Origin of the sequence: Cohnella thailandensis (genome assembly GCF_014212135.1) — a bacterium.
In the GTDB taxonomy this organism is placed as follows: Bacteria; Bacillota; Bacilli; order Paenibacillales; family Paenibacillaceae; genus Cohnella; species Cohnella thailandensis.
Genome location: NZ_JACJVQ010000015.1, coordinates 124003 through 146658, shown reverse-complemented (window position 1 = coordinate 146658; position 22656 = coordinate 124003). Strand labels below are relative to the sequence as shown.

Below are 22656 nucleotides of genomic sequence, written 5' to 3'. Positions count from 1 at the left end.
CCCTCCTTAACCGAATCTTCCCGAGATATAATCTTCCGTGCGCTGATCGACCGGGTTGGAGAACAACGATTGCGTATCCGACGCCTCCACCACCTCGCCATTTAAGAAAAACACCGTCCGGTCCGAGATTCTCGCCGCTTGATGCATGTTGTGCGTAACCATGACGATCGTGTAATTCTGGCAAAGCTCGCGAGTGAGCTCTTCGATCTTCGTCGTCGAGATCGGGTCCAAGGCGGACGTCGACTCGTCCATCAGCAGAATTTCCGGTTCGACCGCCAGCGCCCGCGCGATGCACAGCCTTTGCTGCTGCCCGCCGGATAAGCTCCAAGCCGACTTCTTGAGAACGTCCTTCACTTCATTCCAGAGCGAGGCGGAGCGCAGGCTCTTCTCGACGATGGCGTCCAGCTCCGATTTCTTCGAGATTCCGTGCAAACGCGGACCGTACGCGACGTTGTCGTAGATCGACTTCGGGAACGGATTCGGCTGCTGGAACACCATTCCGACCTTCTTCCGAAGGAATTCGACCTCCATATCCGAGGAATAGATGTCTCTTCCCTGAATGTCGACCTTGCCTTCGATCCGTACCCCGGGAATCGTATCGTTCATCCGGTTGAGAGTGCGAAGCAGCGTCGATTTGCCGCAGCCGGAAGGGCCGATGAAGGCCGTGACGCTCCGTTCCGGAATGGACAGGTTCACGTTCTTAAGCGCGTGGAAATCGGTGTAATACAATTGAAGCTTATCAATTTCGATAATCATGGGGGATCCTCCTTCCGCCGCGGCTTAGCCGAAACGTCCCGAGATGTAATCGTCGGTCGACTTTTTGCTTGGGTTCGTGAACATTTTCTGCGTATCGTCGTACTCCACCAGGTCCCCGAGGAAAAAGAACGCGGTGCGGTCGGACACCCGGGCGGCTTGCTGCATGTTGTGCGTGACGATGACGATGGTGTAATCCTTCTTCAGCTCCGCGATCAGCTCTTCGATCTTCGCCGTCGAGACCGGATCGAGCGCGGACGCCGGCTCATCCATAAGAAGGATGTTCGGCTGCACCGCAAGCGAACGGGCGATGCACAGCCGCTGCTGCTGTCCTCCGGACAGCGCCAAGCCCGATTGATTCAGGCGATCCTTCACTTCGTCCCACAGCGCCGTCTTCCGCAGGCTGGTCTCGACGATCTCGTCGAGCTGCTTGCGGTTCCGGATTCCGTGGTACCGCGGCCCGAAGGCGATGTTCTCGTAGATCGATTTGTGAAAAGGATTCGGCTTTTGCCAGACCATGCCGATCTTCTGGCGCAGAGAAACGACGTCCGTGCCCGGATCGCAAATATTCTGATCCCCGATCCAGATTTCTCCCTCGATGCGGGCGCCGGAGATCAAGTCGTTCATTCGGTTGAGCGAACGAAGGAAGGTCGACTTGCCGCAGCCGGACGGCCCGATCAGCGCAACGACTTCCCGCTCTGGGAAGTCCATGCTGACCTTTTTGACCGCCTGCTTTTCGCCGTAGAAGACAGATAAATCTTTGGTAGTTAAGCTTTGTGCAGACATTCGTTATCCCTCCTACTTGCTCGCGGTCAGCTTGCGGTAGACGACTCGGCCTAACCAGCGCGCGCCGAGATTGAACAAGAGCACCATGATGACGAGGACGGCGGAAGCTCCGGCCGCGATCTCCGGCGCATCGGGCGCAAGCCCTTCGCTATTGATCTTCCAGATATGAACCGCCAGCGTCTCCGCGGGACGCATCGGATTAAGCGGCGAAGTCGGGCTCAGCGGATTCCAGTTCGAGAAGTCGAGCCGCGGGGAGCTCATCCCCGCCGTGAATAGAAGCGCCGCCGCTTCGCCGAACACCCGTCCGGCCGCCAGAATCGAGCCGGTCACGATCGATGGCAGGGCGACCGGAATCATGACGGAGGTGATGGTCTTCCATCGGGACAGACCGAGGGCTAGCCCCGCTTCCTTCTGCTCCTTCGGGACGCTGCGAAGGGATTGCTCCGTCAGGCGAACCATCATCGGCAGATTAAATATCGTGAGTGCCAACGCTCCGGAGAGCAAGGAATAGCCGAAGCCGAACGTGTTTACGATAACGAGCAAGCCGAACAATCCGATAACGATGGACGGGAAGGAGGACAGCACTTCGACGATAAGGCGAATGAAGGCGGTCAGCTTGTTGTCCTTCGCGTATTCGCTCATATAGATGCCGGCGCCAATCCCGAGCGGCACCGTTATGATCATGGTCAGAACCAGCAAGAAAACGGAATTGAACAGCTGCGGGCCGATACCTCCCCCGGCCTTAAGGGCTTGCGGCGCGGAGGTCAGGAAGTCGAAGCTGATATGGCCGAGGCCCCGAACGAGCAAGTAGCCCAACAAGGCGGCCAGCAATAGAATGATAAATCCGGCGACGCACACGATGACGGCCGTCGCGATTCGGTCGACTGTCTTGGCTCTCATCGTTTGACCCTCCTTTCCAGTACTCGAACGATAAAGACGAACAGGAAGGTCATCAGAAGCAGAATAAGCGCGAGACTCCACAGCGCGTTATTATGCAGCGAGCCGCTTGTCGTGTTCCCCATCGATTGCGTGATGATGCTTGTTAACGTCGTAGCGGATTCGAACAGCGAATGCGGAATGTGCGGCGCGTTGCCGATGACCATCTGCACGGCGAGCGCTTCGCCGAACGCGCGCGCGATCCCGAGGACGACGCCCGTTAGCAGCGAAGGAAGCGCCGTCGGCAGGATCATTCGGTAGATCGTCTGCCACCGCGTAGCCCCAAGGGCATACGAGCCTTCTTTAAGACCGTTAGGCAAGCTTCGGAGCGCATCCGTCGCGATCGTAGTGACGGTAGGCAGAATCATAATGGAGAGGACGGTAGCGCCGGCCATGATCCCGATGCCTTGTCCGGGGAACGTATCCCGGTAGAACGGAACGACGACGGACAGGCCCACGAAGCCGTAAACGACGGAAGGAATGCCCGCGAGCAGCTCGATCGCCGGCTGAAGCGCGCTCTTGCCGAACTTCGGCATGATCTCCGTCATGAAGACGGCGGCGCAGAAGCCGAGCGGCGCCGCGATAACCGCGGCAAGAATCGAGGTCGCAAAGGAGCCGAACAGGAACGGCAACGCTCCGAATAGAGGCGGATTCCCTTCCGGCTTCCACTTCAAGCCGAACAGCATGTCCTTGATGCTGACTCCCTGCGAGAGAAACGGAGTCAATCCCCGGGAAGCGATAAAGTAAACGATCGAGAATATCGTAATGACGAGCAGGAGAACGCAGAAATAGACGAACGCCTTGCCGCGCAGCTCCTCCATCACGTGTTTTCTGAATTTATTTGGCTTGGTCGCGAGATCTTCGCGGCTATTAGGTGCTGGTAAATTCATGCATGCCTCTCCTTTAACGGCAAGGAGAGGCGCACTTGTCGTCCGCCTCTCGCCGCAGTAGATCGATTGATCTTCAGGGATATTTATTCCGTTGTCGTATGATTACTTGTTCGTAACGTTGCCCGCCGCGTCGCGCTCAACCTTCATCGCGGAGACCGGAACGAAGCCTTCCTCGATAACGAAGCCGTTCTGAATCTCATCGCTCATTACATAGTCGATGTAAGCCTTGGCGGCCGGAGTCGGTTCGCCCTTCGTGTACATGTGCTCGTAAGCCCATACCGGATAAGCGTTCGTCGCAACGTTCTCGGTCGTCGGCTCAACGCCTTCATACTTCAGAGCGACGATGGAATCGTCCAGGTAGGAGAGCGCCAGGTAACCGATCGCGCCGGGAGTCTCGTTAACCAGTTTCTTAACCGTACCGGAGGAATCTTCTTGAATGGAGCCTTGCAGGTCTTCCGTCGTCGTTCCGAGAGCGAACTTCTCGAACGTGGCGCGAGTACCGGAGCTGGACGGACGGTTCACGATAACGATCTTTTGATCGGCGCCGCCTACGTCTTTCCAGTTGGTGATCTTGCCCGTGAAGATGTCGACCAGCTGTTGCTTCGTCAGGTTGTCGACGCCTACGTCCTTATGAGTAACCGCAGCCATGGCGACTACGGCGATCTTATGGTCAACCAGCTCGGCTGCCTTGTCGGCTTCCAGCTTCTCTTCGGCGAAGATATCGGAGTTCCCGATGTCGGCTTGTCCGTCGGACACTTGGGAGAGTCCCGTTCCGCTGCCGCCGGCTTGAACCGTTACGGAGACATCCTTATAAGCGTCCTGTGCCATGAAATCATCGGCTACGGCTTGCGCCAGGCCTTGCATCGCCGAGGAGCCTACCGCGATAACCGAACCGCTGACGGTTTCGGCAGGAGCCGACGCGGAAGCGGAAGCGGACGGGGAAGCCGAAGGAGAGCTGCTCGAACCCGAGTTGGAGTTATTGTTGTTGTTTCCGCAAGCGGCGAGCGAGAAGGCGAACGCCAGCGCGAGAGTCGTAAGCAATGTTTTCTTCATCTTCATTTCAAGAAATCCCCTTTCCTAATGCCAACCTTTTTTTAGTATGATTCCGGCTTGAGCGACGTGTCGACATTTGGCTTGCTTGTGATTACGTTTTTGATTCTAACTTCCCTGCGTAAATAGCGTGTTTTCGTTTTGTTAACGCAATGTAAAAAATCAATTCCTTTTACAATCAATTTTAAACGTTCGTTCCGTTGAGCTCGGAAGCGAGTCTCAGCAGCTGCTGCCGGATTTGCTCCGTGATCGAGCCGGCCTCGAGGGAAGCCTCGGTCAGTTTAACGGTATCCGCCGCGTGTCCCGAGCTGATCGTCCACAATTGATTGAAGGTCGCTTCCGTGCTGCGCACGCTTCGCGCTCCTTCTTCCGCGCCCGTCCGCCCTTCGCGGACATCGGCGGCCGTCGCTTCGGCGGCTTCGGCAATATCGGTCAGCTGGCGGTTGATCCGAACGGTCGATTGCTTCGTTTGATTCGCCAGTTCGCGAATCTCCGAAGCGACGACGGCGAAGCCTCTCCCATGCTCGCCGGCTCTGGCCGCCTCTATCTGAGAGTTTAGGGCAAGCAGATTGCATCGGTCGGCCAGCTCCGAGATCAGCTTCGTAATGCCGAACGCTTCATTCGCCTTGTCGAGCAGACTGGCGGCCGATTTCTCCTGCCGGTTCGCCGAGTCGTTCCATAACTGGAATAGATCCAGCGTTCTAAGCAGCTCGCTTCGGCCGCGTTCGGTCATCTCCGCGATTCGGTCGCTGCTCTCCCGGGAGCGGCGGGACGTCTCCGTCACTTTCATGACCGCGTCGTGAATGTTAGCGATCATTCTCTCCGTGCCGCGAACGGTTTGGATCTGACGCTCGGACGCTTCTCGTTGAAGGAGCCTTGACAGCTGTAGCAGATCGCTGACGGTCAGAATGCCTGCCGTCTTGCTTTGGCGCGTCATGATCACGGCATCGTATAAGGTGTCTTCGCTTCTCGACATCGCGCCGTCAATTAAAGCCTGAGGCAGCGTATCCGCCTCCGCCGTCATGGGATTCGTTTCCATAAGCTTGGAAATCGACTTATCCCCGAATAGCGATGGACCGAACCTGGAGCCGAGCGAACGAAAAAATTTATGCTTCATCATCAGTCCGACCGGGCGCTGCTCGTCATCCGAGACGACCACGCATTCCAAGTCCTTGCGGTCCCGGAATAACGCCTCTACTTGCCCGCAGGTCTGATTCCGATTCACGATCGGACAGGTACGGATCCAATCTTCAAGACGCACCTGAGTCCAAGCGGGCTCTTCCATTCTCGGCGCAGGTTCGGCATCCGGCATCGATAGTCTCGGCTCGGCTTGGGTCGGATTCAATGGAACGTTATCAGAGGACTCGCGTTTCTTGGCAACAAGCGGTCTGTCCAAAAGCAGACTCATGGCAGTCCCTCCTTTTCCCCTTGTTTGGGTATGTATGCCTTGATGCTAGCAAAGGGTTGTCAACCGACCGTTCGAGGAATGTTCCTTCTATGTAAACTTTAGTCTTTAAGAACTAATCAACGAACGACAAAAAGGCGACGCGGGAACGATCCCGCATCGCCTGATCAGCTTTTTCTTCTTATTATATAGGAGAATAGTACGACTCGCGCTTATGCGCCAAGAGACTCGGCAACGATGTGCTTCGGATCGCTCGCTCCCGGCTCCACGAAGCTGGAATCCAGCGTATCTCCCCAGGTCAATTCGCGATCTTCGACGAACTTGGTCAGCTTCGTCTCGAAGAAGGTCGGGTGCCGCTCCCAGACTTCTTTATCCACCGTCACTTTGAAATTGCCTTCCTTATCCGGAATGGTAACGGTATAGGCAACGTCGGAAGGAACGTTAAGCCCGGCCAGAATCCCCGTGTACATCGCTCCGTCGGACGTTACGCTTTCCAAGGTAGGAGGCTTGTCGACGATCTCGTAGCCTTCTTTAGGAAGCGTGATATTGATCAACACGCTCGTTTCGTCGGGGATATGGAATACCTTCCCTTCAGGCAACGTGTAGCGCGTCGTTCCGATCGTAACCGTTAAATTCGTTCCTTCATCCGCCTCCGGGAGATAGAACAGCTGATACTCGCCTTTCTCGTTCGTCGGAGTCGACTTGCCGAATCCTTCTCCCTCGTCCCGGTCGATCCAAACGACCGCGTTCGGAACGGGATTCCCGTCGGCATCCTTCACGACGCCGCCGATCCGATATTTATCCACTTGGAAAAACGAAATGACGTCGCCTTCCTGCGACTTGATTCTCGCATTCACTTCCACTTTGCTCGCGTCGGCGGCGGAAGGCTGAACGCTGCCGATCTCGATCGGGTAGTTCACCGTGATGAAGGTGGAGGCTTTAAGCAGTTCCTCGGAAGCCGAGCTGTCGATCGGTCGGCCTCCGATCGTCGCATTGTCCAAGGATACGACTTTAACCTCTGTATCCTTCAGAAGGCTTTGGTCGACGATGAGCTCGAAGGAACCCGTTTCGTCCGTTACGATATCCTTCTTGTTCTCTCCCGCGTGAAGAATGGCGTTCTGCACGGGAGAATCGCCGACGACCAGCTTCCCCTCTACCGTCGTATTATGAGTTCCATCTTGCTCCCATTGCTTAAGATCGAAGGAGGTTTGACTAATATCCAAGCGAATGTCTCCGCTTAAAGCAGCGGAAGCCGATGGCGATGCCGATGCCGACGGCATGGCGCTGACGGTAGCCGAGGGGGAAGGCGCAGTCTCGTTCGAGCCGCTCTCGCATCCCGCGAGCGCGGCGGCGAGGAGAACGAATACGGATAAGGCTCCCCACTGTTTCATGCTTCTGCTCCTTTCCTAAACGCAAGTCGGGGCAGGCTTCAAGAAGAAGCCTGCTCCCGACTGTCGCTTCTATCTATTATTTCGAGTGTGCGCTGCCGGTGTCGGCCGTTCCTGCCGCTCCTTGAGTCTTGTTGCCGCCAAGCGCAAACACGTAAACCTTAGGCTTGCTGCCGCCGGAGGTGAACGTGATATATTCCTTGCCGTCGACCGTGAAGATAGCCGGAGCGGCTTGGATGTTGTCTCCTTCCGTTTGGAAGGTCCACAGAATCTTGCCGGTCTTGATATCGAGAGCGTTCATTTTGCCTTCAAGCTCTCCGAAGAAGGCAAGGCCGGAATCGGTGCTGCTCAAGCCGCCGCGCTGCGGGCTCGTCGTCTTGATTTGGTATGCTTGCTTGCCCGTGTTGACGTCGATCGCGGTAATCGTGCCGTAGCCGGTTTCCTCGTTCTCGGCCGCTTCGTAACCCGTTCCGAATGCCATCGCTCCCGGGAATTCGGTCTTGGATTCTTCTTGGCTCTTGGCGGATTTGATGACGACGCCTTGCTCGACGCCCGGAATAAGTACGTAATTCGTTGCCGGATCATAAGTTTCCGGAGCGTAGTTCTCGCCGCCGAGAACGCCAGGATACACCAGAACGCCTTCCGGAGTCGGAGTCGGGTGGTCGATTCTCGCGAACGGAATTCCGTCCCATACGACATCGCCCGTAGCCGCATCCCATGCGAACCATTGACCGGATTTGCCGCCTTCGACGACGATCTTCTGCTGCTTGCCGTTCACCGTTGCGTTCAAGATCATCGGGGATGCCGCGGCATCGTAGTCCCAAAGGTCGTGGCTGATTTCTTGCTTCGCCCATACGAGCTTGCCCGTCGCCGCTTCAACCGCGACGACCGAGTCCGTATAAGGGTTGTCGCCCGGACGGGATTCCCCGTAGAAGTCCGGCGCGGGATTGCCGACGGCGAAGTACATGATTCCGGTTTCGGTATCGATCGCAGGCGGGTTCCAAACGGCGCCGCCGCCTTGGAAATTGCTGTTCGCGAGCCAATCCTGGCCCTTCGGCGGGACCGTCCAGAACGGGCTGTCCCATGCCGGCGTCAGGTCGCTCGATTTGAAAGCGGCTTCGAATCCGCGCACGCCGTTGTCTCCGCCGGAGCTGCCTACGTAGACGATGCCGTTGTAGAACAGCGGAGCGGTTGTCTCGTAGTATCCGTTCTCCATGGTGACGTCCGGATAGTAATCGCTCAGCTTCACTTTCTTGACCAGTTCGCCCGTCTTCTGATCGAGAGCGACGAGCTGGCAATCGATCGTGAGCATGAACACCTTGCCGTCGCCTACCGCTACGCCGCGGTTCGCGATAATGCCGGCCTTGCTGTAGTTGGCGGCTTCTTCTGCCGGCGGCTTCCAATGCCAAATTTGATTGCCGGTTACCGCGTCGAACGCGAATACTTGGTTGCCGGACGTCGAGATGTAGATGACGCCGTCAACGACGACCGGATACGATTGGTTGCCGTTCTTAACGTCGGCATCCAGCGTCTTCAGGTCGGCGGACCAAACGACGCCCAGATCGTTCACGTTGTCGGCCGTAATCTCCGTAAACGGCGCATGACGGGTGTTGTTCAGATCGAATCCGTACGTGCCCCAGTTCTCAAAGCTGGTTCCCGTAACCGTCGCAGGGGCGCTGGCCGATGCGGACGCGGAAGCCGATGCCGATGCCGACGGAGACGCCGATGGCGACTCGCTGGCGCCGGAGTTGTTGTTGTTGTCGTTGCTGCACGCCGTAAGCGCGAGGCTGGCAGCCAGTACGCCGCCGATAACCGCGAAAGAAGTTTTCTTCACAGTCGATTCCTCCTGATGTCTGAATTTTTAGCTCTCTTAGTCCCCTTACTTAATGACTACCCATGTCTAAAGACGAACCAAAAACCCGCTACTTCAACAGCAGCGGACATGCCTAAAGACCCTAACCCTTTAACTTCAAAGCAAAAAAATAATGGCGACAGGAACTTCGACTTACCAATAAGATACTCACAAGCAAAATGTATGTTACTCCTCTAAGTGCACTCCGTCAATGATTTTTTGACAAAATTATGTCCGAACATTGGCGTAATGTGACAAATTCGTGTTGTTAGGGTAATAAGGACTAATTAACGCGAGAAGGCGGTGTTCATATTGACGATCTAAAGAAGAGAAGCGTATAATGATCCATCGACAGGATACTTACTGGTAAGATACAAACAAGGGAGTCTATCATCAGGAGGCAAGATAATGAACAAGAAATCGTATCTCTTTTTGGCACTCGTCGCTATCGCTGCCGTAATCGCCCTTAGCGCATGCGGCAACAACAACAATAACAACTCGAGCGCATCCAGCTCTCCTTCGGCTAGCGCAAGCTCTTCCGCGGCTGCCGGCGGCGAAGCCAAGGCCATTACGATCAGCGCCAAGAGCTTCGAATTCGACCAAACGGATATCCAACTGAATGTCGGAGATACCGTAACGCTGACTTACACGAACACGGAAGGCAACCACGGACTGGCCATTCCGGACCTGAACGTTAACCTGAAGAACGGCGAATCGACTACCTTCACGGTCGATAAAGCCGGAAAGTACGACTTTAACTGCTCCATCCAATGCGGAGCCGGCCATGATAACATGACCGGTACGATCACGGTATCTTAATCCGCTAGCCAGCATCACCTAAGTATTCCTGCAATCATAAAGCGACTCCGCAATAGGAATTGCCCTCTGCATGGTCTTTATGTCCATGAAGCGGGCAATTTTTTTGTCTAATGGCATCCCGTCCGCAAGAATGAAATGTCTCAAATTGGGGATATTATTCATGACATGACGTATAGCAACCATTCAGGAGGGTCCAAAAAGATGAACAAAAAATCCATAATGTTTCTGGCGTTGGTAGCGATCGCCGCCCTAATCGCGCTGAGCGCATGCGGAAACAAGACAAATAACAACGCTAACAATGCCGGGAACGCCGCAACGGGAACGGCTCCCGCGGGCACTCCTGCCGCCGGCGGCGGCGAAGCCAAATCCATAACGGTCAACGCGAAAAATTTCGAATTCGAACCCGCCGAATTCCAAGCCAAAGTCGGCGATAAGCTTACGATCTCGCTCAACAACACGGCCGGCAATCACGGGCTGGCCATTCCGGAACTGGGCGTCAACCTCAAGAACGGCGAATCCGCGACGGTCACGTTGGACAAAGCCGGCACCTACGACTTCAATTGCTCCATCCAATGCGGCTCGGGACACGATAACATGGTAGGCAAGCTTACCGTAACCGAAACCTAAAAGAACAAAGCGGATCCCAGGGTCGGAACGACCCCGGGATCCGCTCTTTATTATTTTCGCTTAAACCTCTTCCACGCTTACCCACGTTCCGCGCTCGATAGACAGATCGACGGCTTCCAGAACCTCCTGGCAGCGAACTCCGTCCTCGAAAGTCGGAGCGAACGGAGAGCCGCTGGCCAGATGCTGAACGAATTCGTAAGCGATGTGCACGAAGCCGTGCTCGTAGCCGATGATGTGTCCGGTCGGCCACCAATTGCCGGCGTACTTGTGTTCCGGTTCGGTCGCGAGCACGCGGCGGAAGCCGGCCAGCTCGGGCTCGTCTTCGCGGAAGTACACCTGCAGCTCGTTCAGGTTCTCGAGATCCCAACGAATCGTTCCCTTGCTGCCATGGATCTCGAACGTATTGTGGTTCTTGCGGCCCGTCGCGAAGCGGCTGGCGACGAACATGCCCATCGCGCCGTTCTTGAAGTCCGCCAGGAACGCCGTCGCGTCATCCACCGTTACTTCGCCCTTCTCGGTAGCGGAACCCGTTCCGGTCAGGCCGCTGGAGCTCTCGAGCACCGGACGCTCCTTGACGAACGTGCGATTATGGCCGATTACGCGGTCGAACTCTCCGATCAGGAAGCGAGCGAGGTCGATGCTGTGCGCGTTGATGTCGCCGTGGGCGCCGGAGCCGGCGATCTCCTTCTTCAGGCGCCATGCGAGAGGAGTCTCCGGATCGACGAGCCAATCCTGCAGGTAAGTCGCGCGGTAATGATGGATCTCGCCAAGCTTGCCGCTGTCGACGATTTTCTTCGCCAGCTGAACCGCCGGCAGGAACCGGTAATTGAAGCAGATTCCGTGCTTCACTCCCGCTTTCTCCGCAGCCGCAAGCATCTCGCGAGCATCCGATAGATTAAGAGCAAGCGGCTTCTCGCAGAAGACGTGCTTGCCTTCGGCGATCGCGGCAAGCGCGATCTCCTTATGCGCGTCGCTCGGCGCGTTGATGTCGATAAAGTCGATATCGTCGCGCTTCACCAGCTTGCGCCAGTCGGTCTCGTAGCCTTCCCAGCCGAACTTCTCGGCGGCGGCCTTGACGCCTTGCTCGTCGCGGCCGCAGATCGCCTTCATGACGACTTCCGCGTCGGGATCGAAGAACATGTTCACTTGCTTATAAGCGTTGCTATGGGCTTTGCCCATGAACTTGTAGCCGACCATGCCGACGTTGATTTTATTGTTTACGCCCACCACATCTCACCAGCGCTTTCTTTCAGAATGAGTCCGTTCAAGAAGTTAGCGGCCTTCGTGAACCCTTCGTTCACGCTCATGATGCCGTCTTCGTGCTCGATGCTGATCGCGCCGTCGTAGCCGACTACGCGCAGCGTGCTGATCAGGGACTTCCAGAACTCGTCGTCATGCCCGTACCCGACGGTGCGGAACACGAACGAGCGGTTCAGGATGTCGCCGTAATGCTTCGTGTCGAGAACGCCGTTAAGCGCGGTATTGCGCGCGTCGATCTTCGTATCCTTGGCATGCACGTGGTAGATGGAATCGGCAAGCGCCTTTACGCACTCGATCGGGTCCATTCCCTGCCAGAACAAGTGGGACGGATCGAAGTTGACGCCGATATTGTCTCCCGCTTCGCGGCGAAGCTTCAGCGCCGTCTCCGTGTTGTAGACAAGGAAACCCGGATGGGATTCGATCGCGACCCTTACGCCATGCTTGCGGCAGAACTCGGATTGCTCCTTCCAGTACGGAATGGCCACCTCGTTCCATTGCCATTCGAGCACCGTCAGGAAATCCGGCGGCCATGGGCAGGTCACCCAGGACGGATATTTGGAGTTCGGCGATTCTCCCGGGCATCCCGAGAACGTGATGACCGTATCGACGCCAAGCTTCTCGGCGAGCAGCACCGTGGCGACGAAGTCGTCGTGATGCGCTTTGGCTACGCTTTCATCCGGGTGCAACGGGTTGCCGTGGACGCTGAGCGCGCTGATGGACAAGCCGCGCGATTCGACCGCATCCTTGATTCTTGCGATTTGGGCTTCGTCATTCAGAACGGCCGCCGCGTTCACGTGCGCGGTACCCGGAAACCCTCCGGTGCCGAGCTCGACGGTCTGAATGCCGGCGGCCTTCGCCGTATCGAGCGCTTGTTCCAACGATTGTTCGCCGAATAAAACGAGAAATACTCCAAGCTTCATTACCTTCACCTTACCTTTATGGAATGATGGGTACAGCGTCTTGGCTTGCCAGCCGGAGGAAGATCGAAGCGACGCGGCGCCTCGACCTCCTTCCCTCGATAGGCATGGCATCAAGCCTAGTTTACTATTAGTCTTAAGCGCTGTCACGGGACCCGCGATCCGATTCCGGCCCGATCGGCCCTGCCGTCATTGCCCGGGCAATGTCAGACGAACGATACGGCTTGCCCCTTCTCCGCGGACTCGTAGATCGCTTCCAGGATCTCTTGCACGACAAGAGCTTGCTTGGCGGTTACGACCGGCTCCGTATCGTTAAGAATCGAATCGATCCAAGCCCGCGCCTCGCGCTCGGCCGAATCGTTCGGAGGCGCGCTGTTCCACTGGTCGCCGAGCACGATCTCCTTCGTATACAGGTGGCCATGCTCTTCCCCGTTGATGCGCAAGCCGTTCTTCATATCGGCTCCCGCCTTCGTTCCGGACAGCGTCACCTTCGCCTCGTCCACGTCGAGCGTGTTAAGCGCCCAGCTCGATTCCAGCCAGATCGTCGCGCCGTTCTTCATCGTAATCATGGCGAACGCGGAATCCTCGACCGTGAACTTCGCGGGATCCCAATTGCCCCAGGCGTTAGCCGGGCTGCCCTGCTCCGCCAGCTTGCGGTAGGTCGTGCCCAGAACGTTCTTCGGCTCATAGTTATCCATCATCCACAGCGCGATATCGAGAGCATGGGTCCCGATGTCGATAAGCGGTCCTCCGCCCTGCTTCTCCTTATCGAGGAACACGCCCCAAGTCGGAACCGCGCGACGGCGCACGGCATGCGCCTTGGCCATGTAGATCTCGCCGAGCTCGCCCTTGCGGCAGGCTTCCTTCAGCCAGCGGCTGTCGGCGCGGAAACGATTCTGATAGGCGATGCTCAGCTTGCGCCCCGTTCTCTCGGACGTTTCCAGCATTCGGCGGGCGTCCTCGGAGGTCTTCGCCATCGGCTTCTCGCAGAGCACGTGCTTGCCCGCTTCCATCGCCGCGATCGAGATCTCCGCATGCGTGTCGTTCGGAGTGCACACGTGTACAACCTGGACGTCAGGATCGTTCAGGAGGTCTTGCACGCTGGAATAAACCTTGGCATCGGGCGTTCCGAATTTCTCCTTGGCATCGTGGGCCCTCTCCGCCGAAACATCGAAGAACGCCGTCAAGCGAACTTCCGGAATTTTGGCCAGCGATGGAAAATGTTTGCCATAGGCAATCCCGCCGCAGCCGATCATGCCGACATGAACTACGCTCACAATCGTGTCCTCCTTGCATGGATGCTTGTTCTCTTCTACAATTCAAGTATAGCAACTTTCCGATGGATTCCCATTGCCAATGATGGGACGGCATTATGCTATTTTGTCATTAGGGGGCTACTTTCGACATGCAGGTCCTACCCGAGAAGATCCAATACGAGAACCCGCTGCTCTCCATTAAGATATGGCAGGCGACGAGAGCTCCCCATATCCTCTACGACTGGCACCATCATCCGGAATGCGAGCTGCTGCTGATACAAAGCGGTCAACTGGACGTCGAAGCGGCGGGCGAGATTCATTCCCTGCGGTCGGGCGACGTCATCGTGCTCGGAAGCTCGCAGCTGCACCGGGACCGGAGCCACGAGGAGAAGGTTCAATATACCGTCCTGCAATTCGATTTGCAGACGTTCTTCGACCAGAGCACGATCCCCTACCTGCAATACTTCAACGAGACCAAGGTTCCGCTCAGCACGATGAACTACGTTTTCCGGGAGAATCCGTCCGCCAGGCAAGAGGTGGCCCGCTGCATCGAAGAGATCTATCGGGAGACGTTGACCAAGGACAGCGGATACGAGCTTGCGGTTAATCTGCTGATCAAGAAGATCTTGCTCGTTCTGATCCGAAGCGATACGCAGGGGCTTCTCGCCAATCAGGACCGCGTCGAACGGATCCGCCTGAAGCCGGTGCTCGATTACGTCGAGGACAGCATAGGCGACCGCATCAGCGTGGAGGACGCCTGCCGGCTGGCCAACATGAGCTATTATTACTTCGTTAAATTCTTCAAGAAGAACATGGGATTATCCTTCACGGAATATGTAAATTTTCGCAAAATCAAACGGGCGGAGCAACTTCTTCTGACGAGAGACCTGAGCATCAGCGAGGTAGGCGACTTGACCGGCATGCCGAACATGGCGCACTTCTACAAGATGTTCAAGCGATTCAACCACTGCTCCCCGAAGGAGTTTCAGAAAAAAATGCTGGCGTGGGGACGGGAATGACTTCTTCCGGATTGGATTTGGATAATTTTCTGCATTGTGACCATTGGTTGCTTTTGGGTATATTAACTATGGCGGCTGCTCTGTCAGCCGCCTAATTTATGCGCCGGAAGTGGGTAGGAAGTTGAAAGCATTGGATTCTTTAATAAGCCGGGCGCTCGTCGCCCTTGCCTGCCTCTGCGTGCTTGCGGGCTGTTTGGTCGTTCCCGGCGCCTCGACCCCGTCCGCCGCCGCCGCGGGGAAGACGATCACGATGGGAACTTCGCCGGATTATCCTCCTTACGAGAACATCGACGCCGCCGCTGGCGGGGAAATCGTCGGGCTCGACATCGATATCGCCCTCGCGATCGCGGACAAGCTCGGGTACGAGCTGAAGATCGCTCCTTCCGACTTCGACGGCTTGATCGCCGCCCTCCAATCCGAGCGGGTCGACTTCGTCATGTCCGGCATGTCCGTCACCGAAGAACGGAAGCAGAGCGTGGATTTCTCCGATATTTATTACGTCGCGAGCAACATGATCGTCAGCTTGAAGGATTCCGGCTACGATAGCCTCGACGATCTGGCCGGCAAGAAGGTCGGCGTGCAGCTCGGCTCGACTCAAGAGAACGTCGTCTCCGGGATCGAGAAGCCGGACGTCCTGAAGCTGAATAAGATTCCCGACCTGATCCAGGCGCTGAAGGCGGACCGGGTCGACGCCGTCATCGTCGAGGATGCCGTCGCCGCCGGGTATGCCGGGGCCAACGAGGACTTGAAGATCGCGGCTATTCCTGCGAGCGACGAAGGAGAGGGCTACGCGATCGCGTTCCCGAAGGGCTCCGAGCTGACCGAGCCGTTCAATAAGGCGCTTCAGGAGCTCAAAGACGACGGCACCCTTCAGCAGATGATCGACAAGTGGTTCGGAACGGAATCGACCGCCGGCACCATGGGCAAGGGAGGCGGCCTGCACTTCGAACGTTTGGAGAAATACTTCGGGTATATTCTCCGCGGCGTCTATGTGACGCTGCTGTTCACGCTCGTCTCCGCGGCGTTCGGCTTCGTATGGGGCGCGATCCTGTCTCTGTTCAAGCTGTCGAAGGTGGCCGTGCTCCGCGGCTTCTCCACCGTCTACACGTCTATTTTCCGGGGAACCCCTTTGCTTCTGCAGCTGGCCTTGATTTATTATGCCGTTCCTCAATTGACCGGCTACAACATTCCGCCCCTGCTGGCCGCCGGACTCGCGTTCGGCTTGAACTCCGCCGCTTATCTGTCCGAGACGATCCGGGGCGGCATCCTGGCGGTCGACAAGGGGCAGCGGGAGGCGGCCCTGTCGCTCGGCATCCCTTACCGGACGATGATGTTCAGCATCATCATGCCGCAAGCGGTCAAGAACATCCTGCCCGCGCTCGTGAACGAATGCGTGGCGCTCGTCAAGGAGTCGTCCCTCGTCTCCGTGATCGGGGTGGCGGACCTGATGAGAAGAGCTACCGTCGTGCAGGCGAACACGTTCCTAGCGTTCGAGCCGCTTCTCGTCGTCGGGGCCATCTATTACGTGCTGGTGCTCGCGCTGACCTCGGTTGCCCGATTGCTAGAAAGGAGGATGCGCCGCAGTGATTAAAGTGGAAAACGTAACGAAATCGTTCGGCAAGCTGGAGGTGCTGAGAGGAATCTCGACGACGGTCGAGCGCGGAGAGGTCGTGGCGATCATCGGGCCGTCCGGCTCCGGCAAGTCGACCTTCCTTCGCTGCCTCAATCTGCTCGAAGTGCCTACCGGCGGAACCATCGTCGTGGACGGCGTCGAGCTGACGGACCCGAAGACCGACATTACCCGGATTCGCCAGCGGATCGGAATGGTGTTCCAGCATTTTCACCTGTTCCCTCATCTGACCGTGATGGACAACCTGATTTTCGCCCCCACCCGGGTGAAGGGAATCGCCAAAGCCGAAGCCCGCGACAAAGGAATGAAGCTCCTCGAGCGGGTAGGGCTGGCCGACAAAGCCGACGTTTATCCGTCGAAGCTGTCCGGAGGCCAGAAGCAGCGGGTCGCTATCGCGCGATGCCTCATGATGGACCCCGACGTCGTCCTGTTCGACGAACCGACGTCGGCGCTCGATCCGGAGATGGTCAAGGAAGTGCTCGCCGTCATCCGCGACCTTGCGCATTCCGGATTGACGATGCTGATCGTCACCCACGAGATGAAGTTCGCCCGCGAAGCCGCGGACACGATCTACTTCCTCGACGGCGGAGTTCTTCTCGAGCGTTCTTCGCCCGAAGCCTTCTTCGCGAAGCCGCAGACGGAACGCGCCGCTCGATTCTTGGAGCAAGTGCTTTAACGGCAAGAAGCCGCATAGGACTCGGAAGCTTCGCTTCCTCCTTATGCGGCTTTTTTTCTGCGTCAAGAAACGAACTTCGTTCCTTCGTAATGGTCTGCCGGCCATTCAGCCAACTCCCCATCCCATCAGTCTGTTCCCCATCACAGTCACTTTCTCCCCTCTAGACAGTGGAATCGTCCGTCCCGCCGCCAAGTCCCCCTCTTCTATAATCGTTACTATCTACTCGAGGAGGGTTGCGGACCATGAGAAAAATCCAACCGTACGTATTCGTCATGCCGAGTCTGCTGCTGACCTTGGCGCTTGGGGTTTACCCTATCCTGTGGGCTCTGAGATACATGTTCTACGACTATCCGGGCTACGGTGCCGCCACTTATGTCGGCTTCGACAACTTCGCCCGGCTGATGCGGGACGCCGAATACTGGAACTCGGTGAAGAACACGTTCATCTACGCCGGCGGCAAGCTCGTGCTGACGCTTCCGATCTCCCTGATCCTGGCCGTCATCCTGAACAAGGCGTTCCGCGGCCGGCAGCTGCTGAGGGCGATCTACTTCCTGCCCACGATCATCAGCGCGTCCGTCATGTCCATCGTCTTCTTCATTATCTTTAACGCTTACAACGGCATGGCCAATCAATTCCTGATGAAGTACCATCTGATCTCTTCCCCGGTCAATTGGCTCGGCGCGGACTACGCGATGCTGACCACGATCCTGATCGCCGTGTGGGGCGCCGTCGGCAACTACATGCTGCTGTTCCTGGCGGGCCTTCAAGGCATCCCGAACGACCTGTACGAAGCCGCCTCGCTGGACGGGGCGAACGCGTCGCAGAAGCTGTTCAAGATCACGATCCCGATGCTAGGTCCCGTCCTGCAGATGATCGTCATGTATGCCATCACGGTCGCGCTCAAGGGCTACGAGAGCATCATGGTGTTCACCGGCGGCGGCCCTTACGGCAAAACCGACGTCATGTACCTCTACGTGTTCAAGCAGTTCTTCCCCATCTCCGCGGACACGGCCAGCATGCAGCGCTTCGGCTACGGCAGCGCGGTCGGCTTCGCTTCGGCGGTCATCGTCGGCGCCGTGACGGCCCTGTACTTCTACTTCTCTCGAAAAATGGACAAAATCTACTAAGAAAGAGAGGCGGCTCCCCATGTCATCGGCGAAAATGCTGGCTTTGGTGCCGAGAACGATCCTCTGGCTGTTCCTGCTCCTCACGGCCTTCCTGATGCTCTTCCCCGTCGCGCTCACCGTGCTTGGCTCCTTCAAGACGAACCTGGAGGTCACGACCGGAGCGACGATCTTCCCCAAGGTATGGCAGTTCGGCAATTATACGACCGCTTGGAAGGCGGCCAACTTCTCGCGGTTTACTTGGAACAGTACCTTTGTAAGCGTAGCCACGACGGTCGGAACGCTCCTGGTGACGACGATGGCGGCTTACGCGATCGACCGCGCCAACTTCATCGGCAAGCGTTTCTACGTAGTCCTGCAAGCGAGCACGCTGTTCATCACGATCGGGGCCGTCGTGCTGCGTCCCCAATTCGACATGATGATCGGCCTCGGCCTGCAGAAGTCGCTGTGGGGCGTCGTGATCATCCTGATCAGCGCCCACGCTTCGATCTTCTTCATGCTGATCGGCTTCTTCCGCGGCATCCCCCGCGATCTCGACGAAGCCGCTCTGATCGACGGCTGCAACTTCTACTCGGTATTCTGGCGCATCGTGCTGCCGCTGCTTCGCCCGGCTCTCGCCGTCTGCGGCCTGTTCGTCTTCCGCGGAGCGTGGAACGAGTACATCCTGCCGCTCGTGTTCACGATGACCAGACCCGAGCTGCAGACGCTCACCGTCGGCCTCGCCGGCCTTCGCTACAGCATCGGCTCCGCTTCGGAGACGCAGCTCATGCTCGCCGGAGCTTGCCTGTCGATCCTTCCGATGCTGATCGTATATATTTTCGCCAACAAGTCGTTCATGCAGGTGTCCGCCGGGGCCGTGAAGGGATGACGAGTTGCGTTATAATGGGAGGCGGGGAGTGAGATCTCATGAAGCGTGCCTACTACCGGTTATCCCTGAAAAAAAGAATCCAGCTGTTCTACATCCTCTTGACGGTCTTCTGCATTCTCGTGACCGGGATGCTATCGGATTACTTCGCGTCCCGGGTCATGGAGCGCAACGCGCTCGGCCTCAGCCAGAACACGCTGAACAAGTCCGCCCAGGTGCTGGACGAGCACCTCCGCCACGTCATCGTATCCTCTTATACCCTTATGTTGAGCGACGCCTTCGTCCAGACGATGAAGGACGTCCAGTCGAAGAACGACGCCAGCTATTACCGGAACCTGTCCGCGCTGCAGGTTCCTTTCGTGCAATTGAAGCTGAACGAGCCGCTCGTGGAATCCGTCCTGCTGAACACGCCGATCGGCGACTTCTACTCCACGAAGGACACCCGCTCCGCCAAGTCCGACTTCCGTCAAGAGTTCGGCTCCTGGCTCGATCGGCCTTCGTGGAGCGTTCAATGGATCGGCGCGCACGACGACCCGCTTTTTCTCGGCGACAAACGAGTGCTGTCCCTTCTGCTGAGGCCGCTCAGCAGCCAATACTCTCCCGACGTCTTCCTGACCGTCAACTTGAACGAGTCGCTCGTGAAGAAGATCGTCGAAGAGAATTTGATTGACGATAAGGTTGGCTTGTACTTGCTGTTTTCGGACGGCTCGGAGATCGTGCGTCCCACCCGATCGACTCTCTCGTTCGGCGATGAGCCGGGCTTCATGACGGCCATGTCCCAGAGCACCGGGAAGGGCTTTTTCCGTTTTACCGACCGCGAAGGGAACCGGCAGCTCGTCAATTACGCCAACCTGACGATGAACGGCGATTGGACGCTCGTCGGAATCCAGTCCGAGGCGGAGCTTCTGCGGCCGATGAAGAACATCCGTTGGCTCATCTTGATTATTATGGCGGCCTGCGTCGTCATCGCCCTTCTTTTCTCCAAGCTGCTGTCGGACGTGCTGCTGAAGCCTCTCTACAAGCTGCACCGCCTGATGGTCAAGGTCGAGAAGAACGACCTCGACGTCCGCTTCGAGAGTCCCTACGAGGACGAGGTCGGGCATGTCGGACACAAGTTCAATCGGATGCTTGAGCAGCTCCAGACTCTGATCGAAGAGGTCAAAGCGTCGGAGCAGGAGAAGCGCAAATCGGAGATCAAGGCGCTTCAGTCGCAGATCGAGCCGCATTTTCTATACAACACCCTTAACACGATCTATTGGAAAAGCGAAAGCGAGGAGTACGCCGACGTGCAGGAGATGATCGTCTCCCTGTCCCTTCTGTTCCGGCTCGGCCTGAACAACGGCAACGAGATCACGACGCTCGAGAAGGAGCTCGACCACGTCCGGCAATACCTGCTTATCCAGCAGAAGTGCTACGAGGACCGCTTCGACTTCTCGATCTCGCTCGAGGATCGAGAGCTTCTCCCCCTGCCGATCCTGAAGATCCTGCTTCAGCCGCTAGTCGAGAATTCGATCCTGCACGGCTTCGAGCACGCCAGGGAGCGAGGAATGATTCGGATCGACGTCCGCAGGGAAGGAGCCCATCTACGTCTACGCGTTGCGGACAACGGCAGCGGCATGGACGTGGAGCAGGTGCTCCGGAGAATGAACGATCCCGACTCGTCCTTGAAGGGCTATGCTCTTGCGAACGTTCGGGCGCGGCTGACGCTTTATTACGGCGTTCAGGCGTCGATGACCTTGGAGAGCGACCCCGGCCGGGAGACGGCCGTTACTTTGCTTATCCCCTTGCCTAAGGAGGTTTACGGATGGAACGGATCGTAACGATGTGCGTCATCGACGATATTAAGACGGTCGTGAACGGAATCGCGACCCGCATCCCTTGGGAGCAGCATGGAATCGAAGTCGTCGGGACGGCGCTGGACGGCGCGGAAGGTCTTGCGCTGATCCGGGAGAAGAAGCCGGACATCGTCGTGACCGATATTCGCATGCCGAGCTTAAGCGGAATCGATATGGTGAAGCTGGTCGCGGACGGGGACATCCCGTCCAAGATCATCTTCATCAGCGGTTATACCGACTTCGCTTACGCGCAGGAAGCGGTTAAGCTCGGCGCTTTCGATTATTTGCTTAAACCTTTTACCCCCGGCCAGGTGATCGACGCCGTGACGAAGGCCAAGGAAGCCGTGCTTAGCGAGCTGTCGCGCCACGATGTCCTTCGCGAGATGGAGCGGCAGCTCGCCGAGAGCATGCCCCACCTCAGGCAGGAGTTCTGCCGCCGCCTCCTCCGCTACGACTCCAGCCTGGAATCGTTGAACCGGCAATGGGGCTTCCTCCAGATGGAGATGGCCTATTCGCCCCTTCTCGTCATGGTCGCGGAGATCGACAACTTCGAGGAGAAGGCCCGCGTCCTGCCGATCAAGGAGGTCGAACTGGGCCGGTTCGCCGTGCAGAACGTGCTGGAGGAGACGCTCTCCTCCCATACGAAGTTCATCCTGCTGCGCGAGAACGTGCACCAATTCGTCGCCGTGCTCAACCCTCCGGAAGACCTCGACGCATCGGAGCTGCTGGAGCGCTGCCGGGAAAATATCGACCGCTGGACGTCGCAGTCCGTCTCGATCGGCATCGGCTCGCAGGTGGACGGGATCCAGAGCGTCTACCTTTCTTACGAGCAAGCGAAGGCCGCGCTGTCCTACTCGTTCTATAGCGGGGGCAATTGCGTTCTTCCCTACACCGAGAAGAGCGGGTTCATCTCTCCCCGCTTCTCGGCCGACAAGGAGAAGGAGCTTCTGTTCGCGCTGCGGTCGGGCAACCTCGAGAAGGCGTGCAAGATGCTCGACGATATTTTCATGGAATGCTCGCAGTACCCGGTCCCTCCCGAGCCCGCCATCATGACGAACCTGTTGTACGGCCTCGCGTTCTCGATGTTCCGGGCCTTGTCGGAGCAAGTTCAGGACGGGGAGCGGCAACAGCTTGAGACCAAGCTGGCCGAGATGAAGGAGTTCTCCTCCCTGTCGCTGGGCGGTTGGCAGCGGAAGCTTCACGACTATTGCGAACTCGGCTGCGGCATGCTCGAGAACCGCCAGAACCGCGACGCGGCGAAGCTGATCGTGCGGACCAAGACGTTCATCGAGGAGAACATCGAGCAGAGCCTGACCGTGAACGATTGCGCGAGATCGGTTCACCTCAGCCCGAGCTACTTCGCCAATCTGTTCAAGAAGGAGACCGGCATGACGCTGATGCAATACGTCACCCAACAGCGGATGGAGAAGGCCAAGGCGATGCTCGCCGACGGGCTCCAGGTGCAGGAGATCGCGGCCTCCCTCGGGTACGAGGACCGGCCTTATTTCAGCGAGCTGTTCAAGAAGCACACGGGACTGACGCCGACGGAATACCGGAACAAAAAGTGA

General features: G+C 57.4%; 20 protein-coding genes. 9 read left to right on the top strand and 11 right to left on the bottom strand.

What is annotated here, in order from left to right; genetic code table 11:
* Nucleotides 1-6 precede the first annotated feature (6 nt).
* The 8 genes from pstB (H7B67_RS17705) to H7B67_RS17670 all read right to left on the bottom strand — a co-directional run bounded on the left by pstB (H7B67_RS17705) (nt 7) and on the right by H7B67_RS17670 (nt 9042).
* Nucleotides 7-756: a phosphate ABC transporter ATP-binding protein PstB gene (pstB, locus tag H7B67_RS17705; protein ID WP_185121184.1), complete on the bottom strand. Its 750-nt coding sequence runs from the start codon at nt 754-756 to the stop codon at nt 7-9.
* Nucleotides 757-780: 24 nt separating this feature from the next.
* A complete protein-coding gene (gene pstB / locus H7B67_RS17700) occupies nt 781-1539 on the bottom strand; it encodes a phosphate ABC transporter ATP-binding protein PstB (protein WP_185121183.1) in 759 nt (252 codons plus the stop codon).
* 12 nt (nt 1540-1551) lie between these two features.
* A complete protein-coding gene (gene pstA, locus H7B67_RS17695; protein WP_185121182.1) occupies nt 1552-2439 on the bottom strand; it encodes a phosphate ABC transporter permease PstA in 888 nt (295 codons plus the stop codon).
* Nucleotides 2436-3365 carry a phosphate ABC transporter permease subunit PstC gene (gene pstC, locus H7B67_RS17690; protein WP_185121181.1) on the bottom strand — a complete coding sequence of 310 codons (930 nt, stop codon included), beginning with the start codon at nt 3363-3365 and terminating at the stop codon, nt 2436-2438. Before pstC ends, pstA begins: the two co-directional genes overlap by 4 nt.
* A 102-nt stretch (nt 3366-3467) precedes the next feature.
* Nucleotides 3468-4418, bottom strand: coding sequence for a phosphate ABC transporter substrate-binding protein (locus H7B67_RS17685; RefSeq protein ID WP_185121243.1), 951 nt, complete (start codon nt 4416-4418; stop codon nt 3468-3470).
* Nucleotides 4419-4599: 181 nt separating this feature from the next.
* A complete protein-coding gene (locus H7B67_RS17680; protein ID WP_185121180.1) occupies nt 4600-5823 on the bottom strand; it encodes a methyl-accepting chemotaxis protein in 1224 nt (407 codons plus the stop codon).
* A gap of 209 nt (nt 5824-6032) precedes the next feature.
* Nucleotides 6033-7211, bottom strand: coding sequence for a carboxypeptidase-like regulatory domain-containing protein (locus H7B67_RS17675; protein WP_185121179.1), 1179 nt, complete (start codon nt 7209-7211; stop codon nt 6033-6035).
* Nucleotides 7212-7287: 76 nt separating this feature from the next.
* The gene (locus H7B67_RS17670; RefSeq protein ID WP_185121178.1) at nt 7288-9042 is read right to left on the bottom strand and encodes an outer membrane protein assembly factor BamB family protein; all 1755 of its coding nucleotides are present in this window, start codon (nt 9040-9042) and stop codon (nt 7288-7290) included.
* 426 nt (nt 9043-9468) lie between these two features.
* On the opposite strand from H7B67_RS17670, the gene H7B67_RS17665 reads away from it, so the two are divergent.
* A complete protein-coding gene (locus H7B67_RS17665; protein WP_185121177.1) occupies nt 9469-9879 on the top strand; it encodes a cupredoxin domain-containing protein in 411 nt (136 codons plus the stop codon).
* A 201-nt stretch (nt 9880-10080) separates the two neighbouring features.
* Nucleotides 10081-10506 carry a cupredoxin domain-containing protein gene (locus H7B67_RS17660; RefSeq protein ID WP_185121176.1) on the top strand — a complete coding sequence of 142 codons (426 nt, stop codon included), beginning with the start codon at nt 10081-10083 and terminating at the stop codon, nt 10504-10506.
* A gap of 60 nt (nt 10507-10566) precedes the next feature.
* Here the strand turns inward: H7B67_RS17660 and H7B67_RS17655 are convergent, their stop codons facing one another.
* From H7B67_RS17655 to H7B67_RS17645, 3 genes are all read right to left on the bottom strand, one after another.
* Entirely contained in the window at nt 10567-11703 is a 1137-nt protein-coding gene (locus H7B67_RS17655; RefSeq protein WP_185121242.1) for a Gfo/Idh/MocA family protein, read from the bottom strand.
* A gap of 20 nt (nt 11704-11723) precedes the next feature.
* The gene (locus tag H7B67_RS17650) at nt 11724-12686 is read right to left on the bottom strand and encodes a sugar phosphate isomerase/epimerase family protein (RefSeq protein ID WP_185121175.1); all 963 of its coding nucleotides are present in this window, start codon (nt 12684-12686) and stop codon (nt 11724-11726) included.
* A 203-nt stretch (nt 12687-12889) separates the two neighbouring features.
* Complete coding sequence (locus H7B67_RS17645) at nt 12890-13939, bottom strand: Gfo/Idh/MocA family protein (RefSeq protein WP_185121241.1); 1050 nt, start codon at nt 13937-13939, stop codon at nt 12890-12892.
* 149 nt (nt 13940-14088) lie between these two features.
* On the opposite strand from H7B67_RS17645, the gene H7B67_RS17640 reads away from it, so the two are divergent.
* From H7B67_RS17640 to H7B67_RS17610, 7 genes are all read left to right on the top strand, one after another.
* Complete coding sequence (locus H7B67_RS17640; protein ID WP_185121174.1) at nt 14089-14958, top strand: AraC family transcriptional regulator; 870 nt, start codon at nt 14089-14091, stop codon at nt 14956-14958.
* Between the two features lie 130 nt (nt 14959-15088).
* The gene (locus H7B67_RS17635) at nt 15089-16549 is read left to right on the top strand and encodes an ABC transporter permease subunit (protein WP_245363943.1); all 1461 of its coding nucleotides are present in this window, start codon (nt 15089-15091) and stop codon (nt 16547-16549) included.
* Entirely contained in the window at nt 16542-17264 is a 723-nt protein-coding gene (locus tag H7B67_RS17630; protein ID WP_185121173.1) for an ATP-binding cassette domain-containing protein, read from the top strand. The genes H7B67_RS17635 and H7B67_RS17630 overlap by 8 nt, the downstream gene beginning before the upstream one ends.
* Before the next feature lie 242 nt (nt 17265-17506).
* A complete protein-coding gene (locus tag H7B67_RS17625) occupies nt 17507-18391 on the top strand; it encodes a carbohydrate ABC transporter permease (RefSeq protein WP_185121172.1) in 885 nt (294 codons plus the stop codon).
* Between the two features lie 19 nt (nt 18392-18410).
* The gene (locus tag H7B67_RS17620) at nt 18411-19256 is read left to right on the top strand and encodes a carbohydrate ABC transporter permease (protein WP_185121171.1); all 846 of its coding nucleotides are present in this window, start codon (nt 18411-18413) and stop codon (nt 19254-19256) included.
* 38 nt (nt 19257-19294) lie between these two features.
* A complete protein-coding gene (locus H7B67_RS17615) occupies nt 19295-21073 on the top strand; it encodes a sensor histidine kinase (RefSeq protein WP_185121170.1) in 1779 nt (592 codons plus the stop codon).
* Nucleotides 21058-22656: a helix-turn-helix domain-containing protein gene (locus H7B67_RS17610; protein WP_185121169.1), complete on the top strand. Its 1599-nt coding sequence runs from the start codon at nt 21058-21060 to the stop codon at nt 22654-22656. Before H7B67_RS17615 ends, H7B67_RS17610 begins: the two co-directional genes overlap by 16 nt.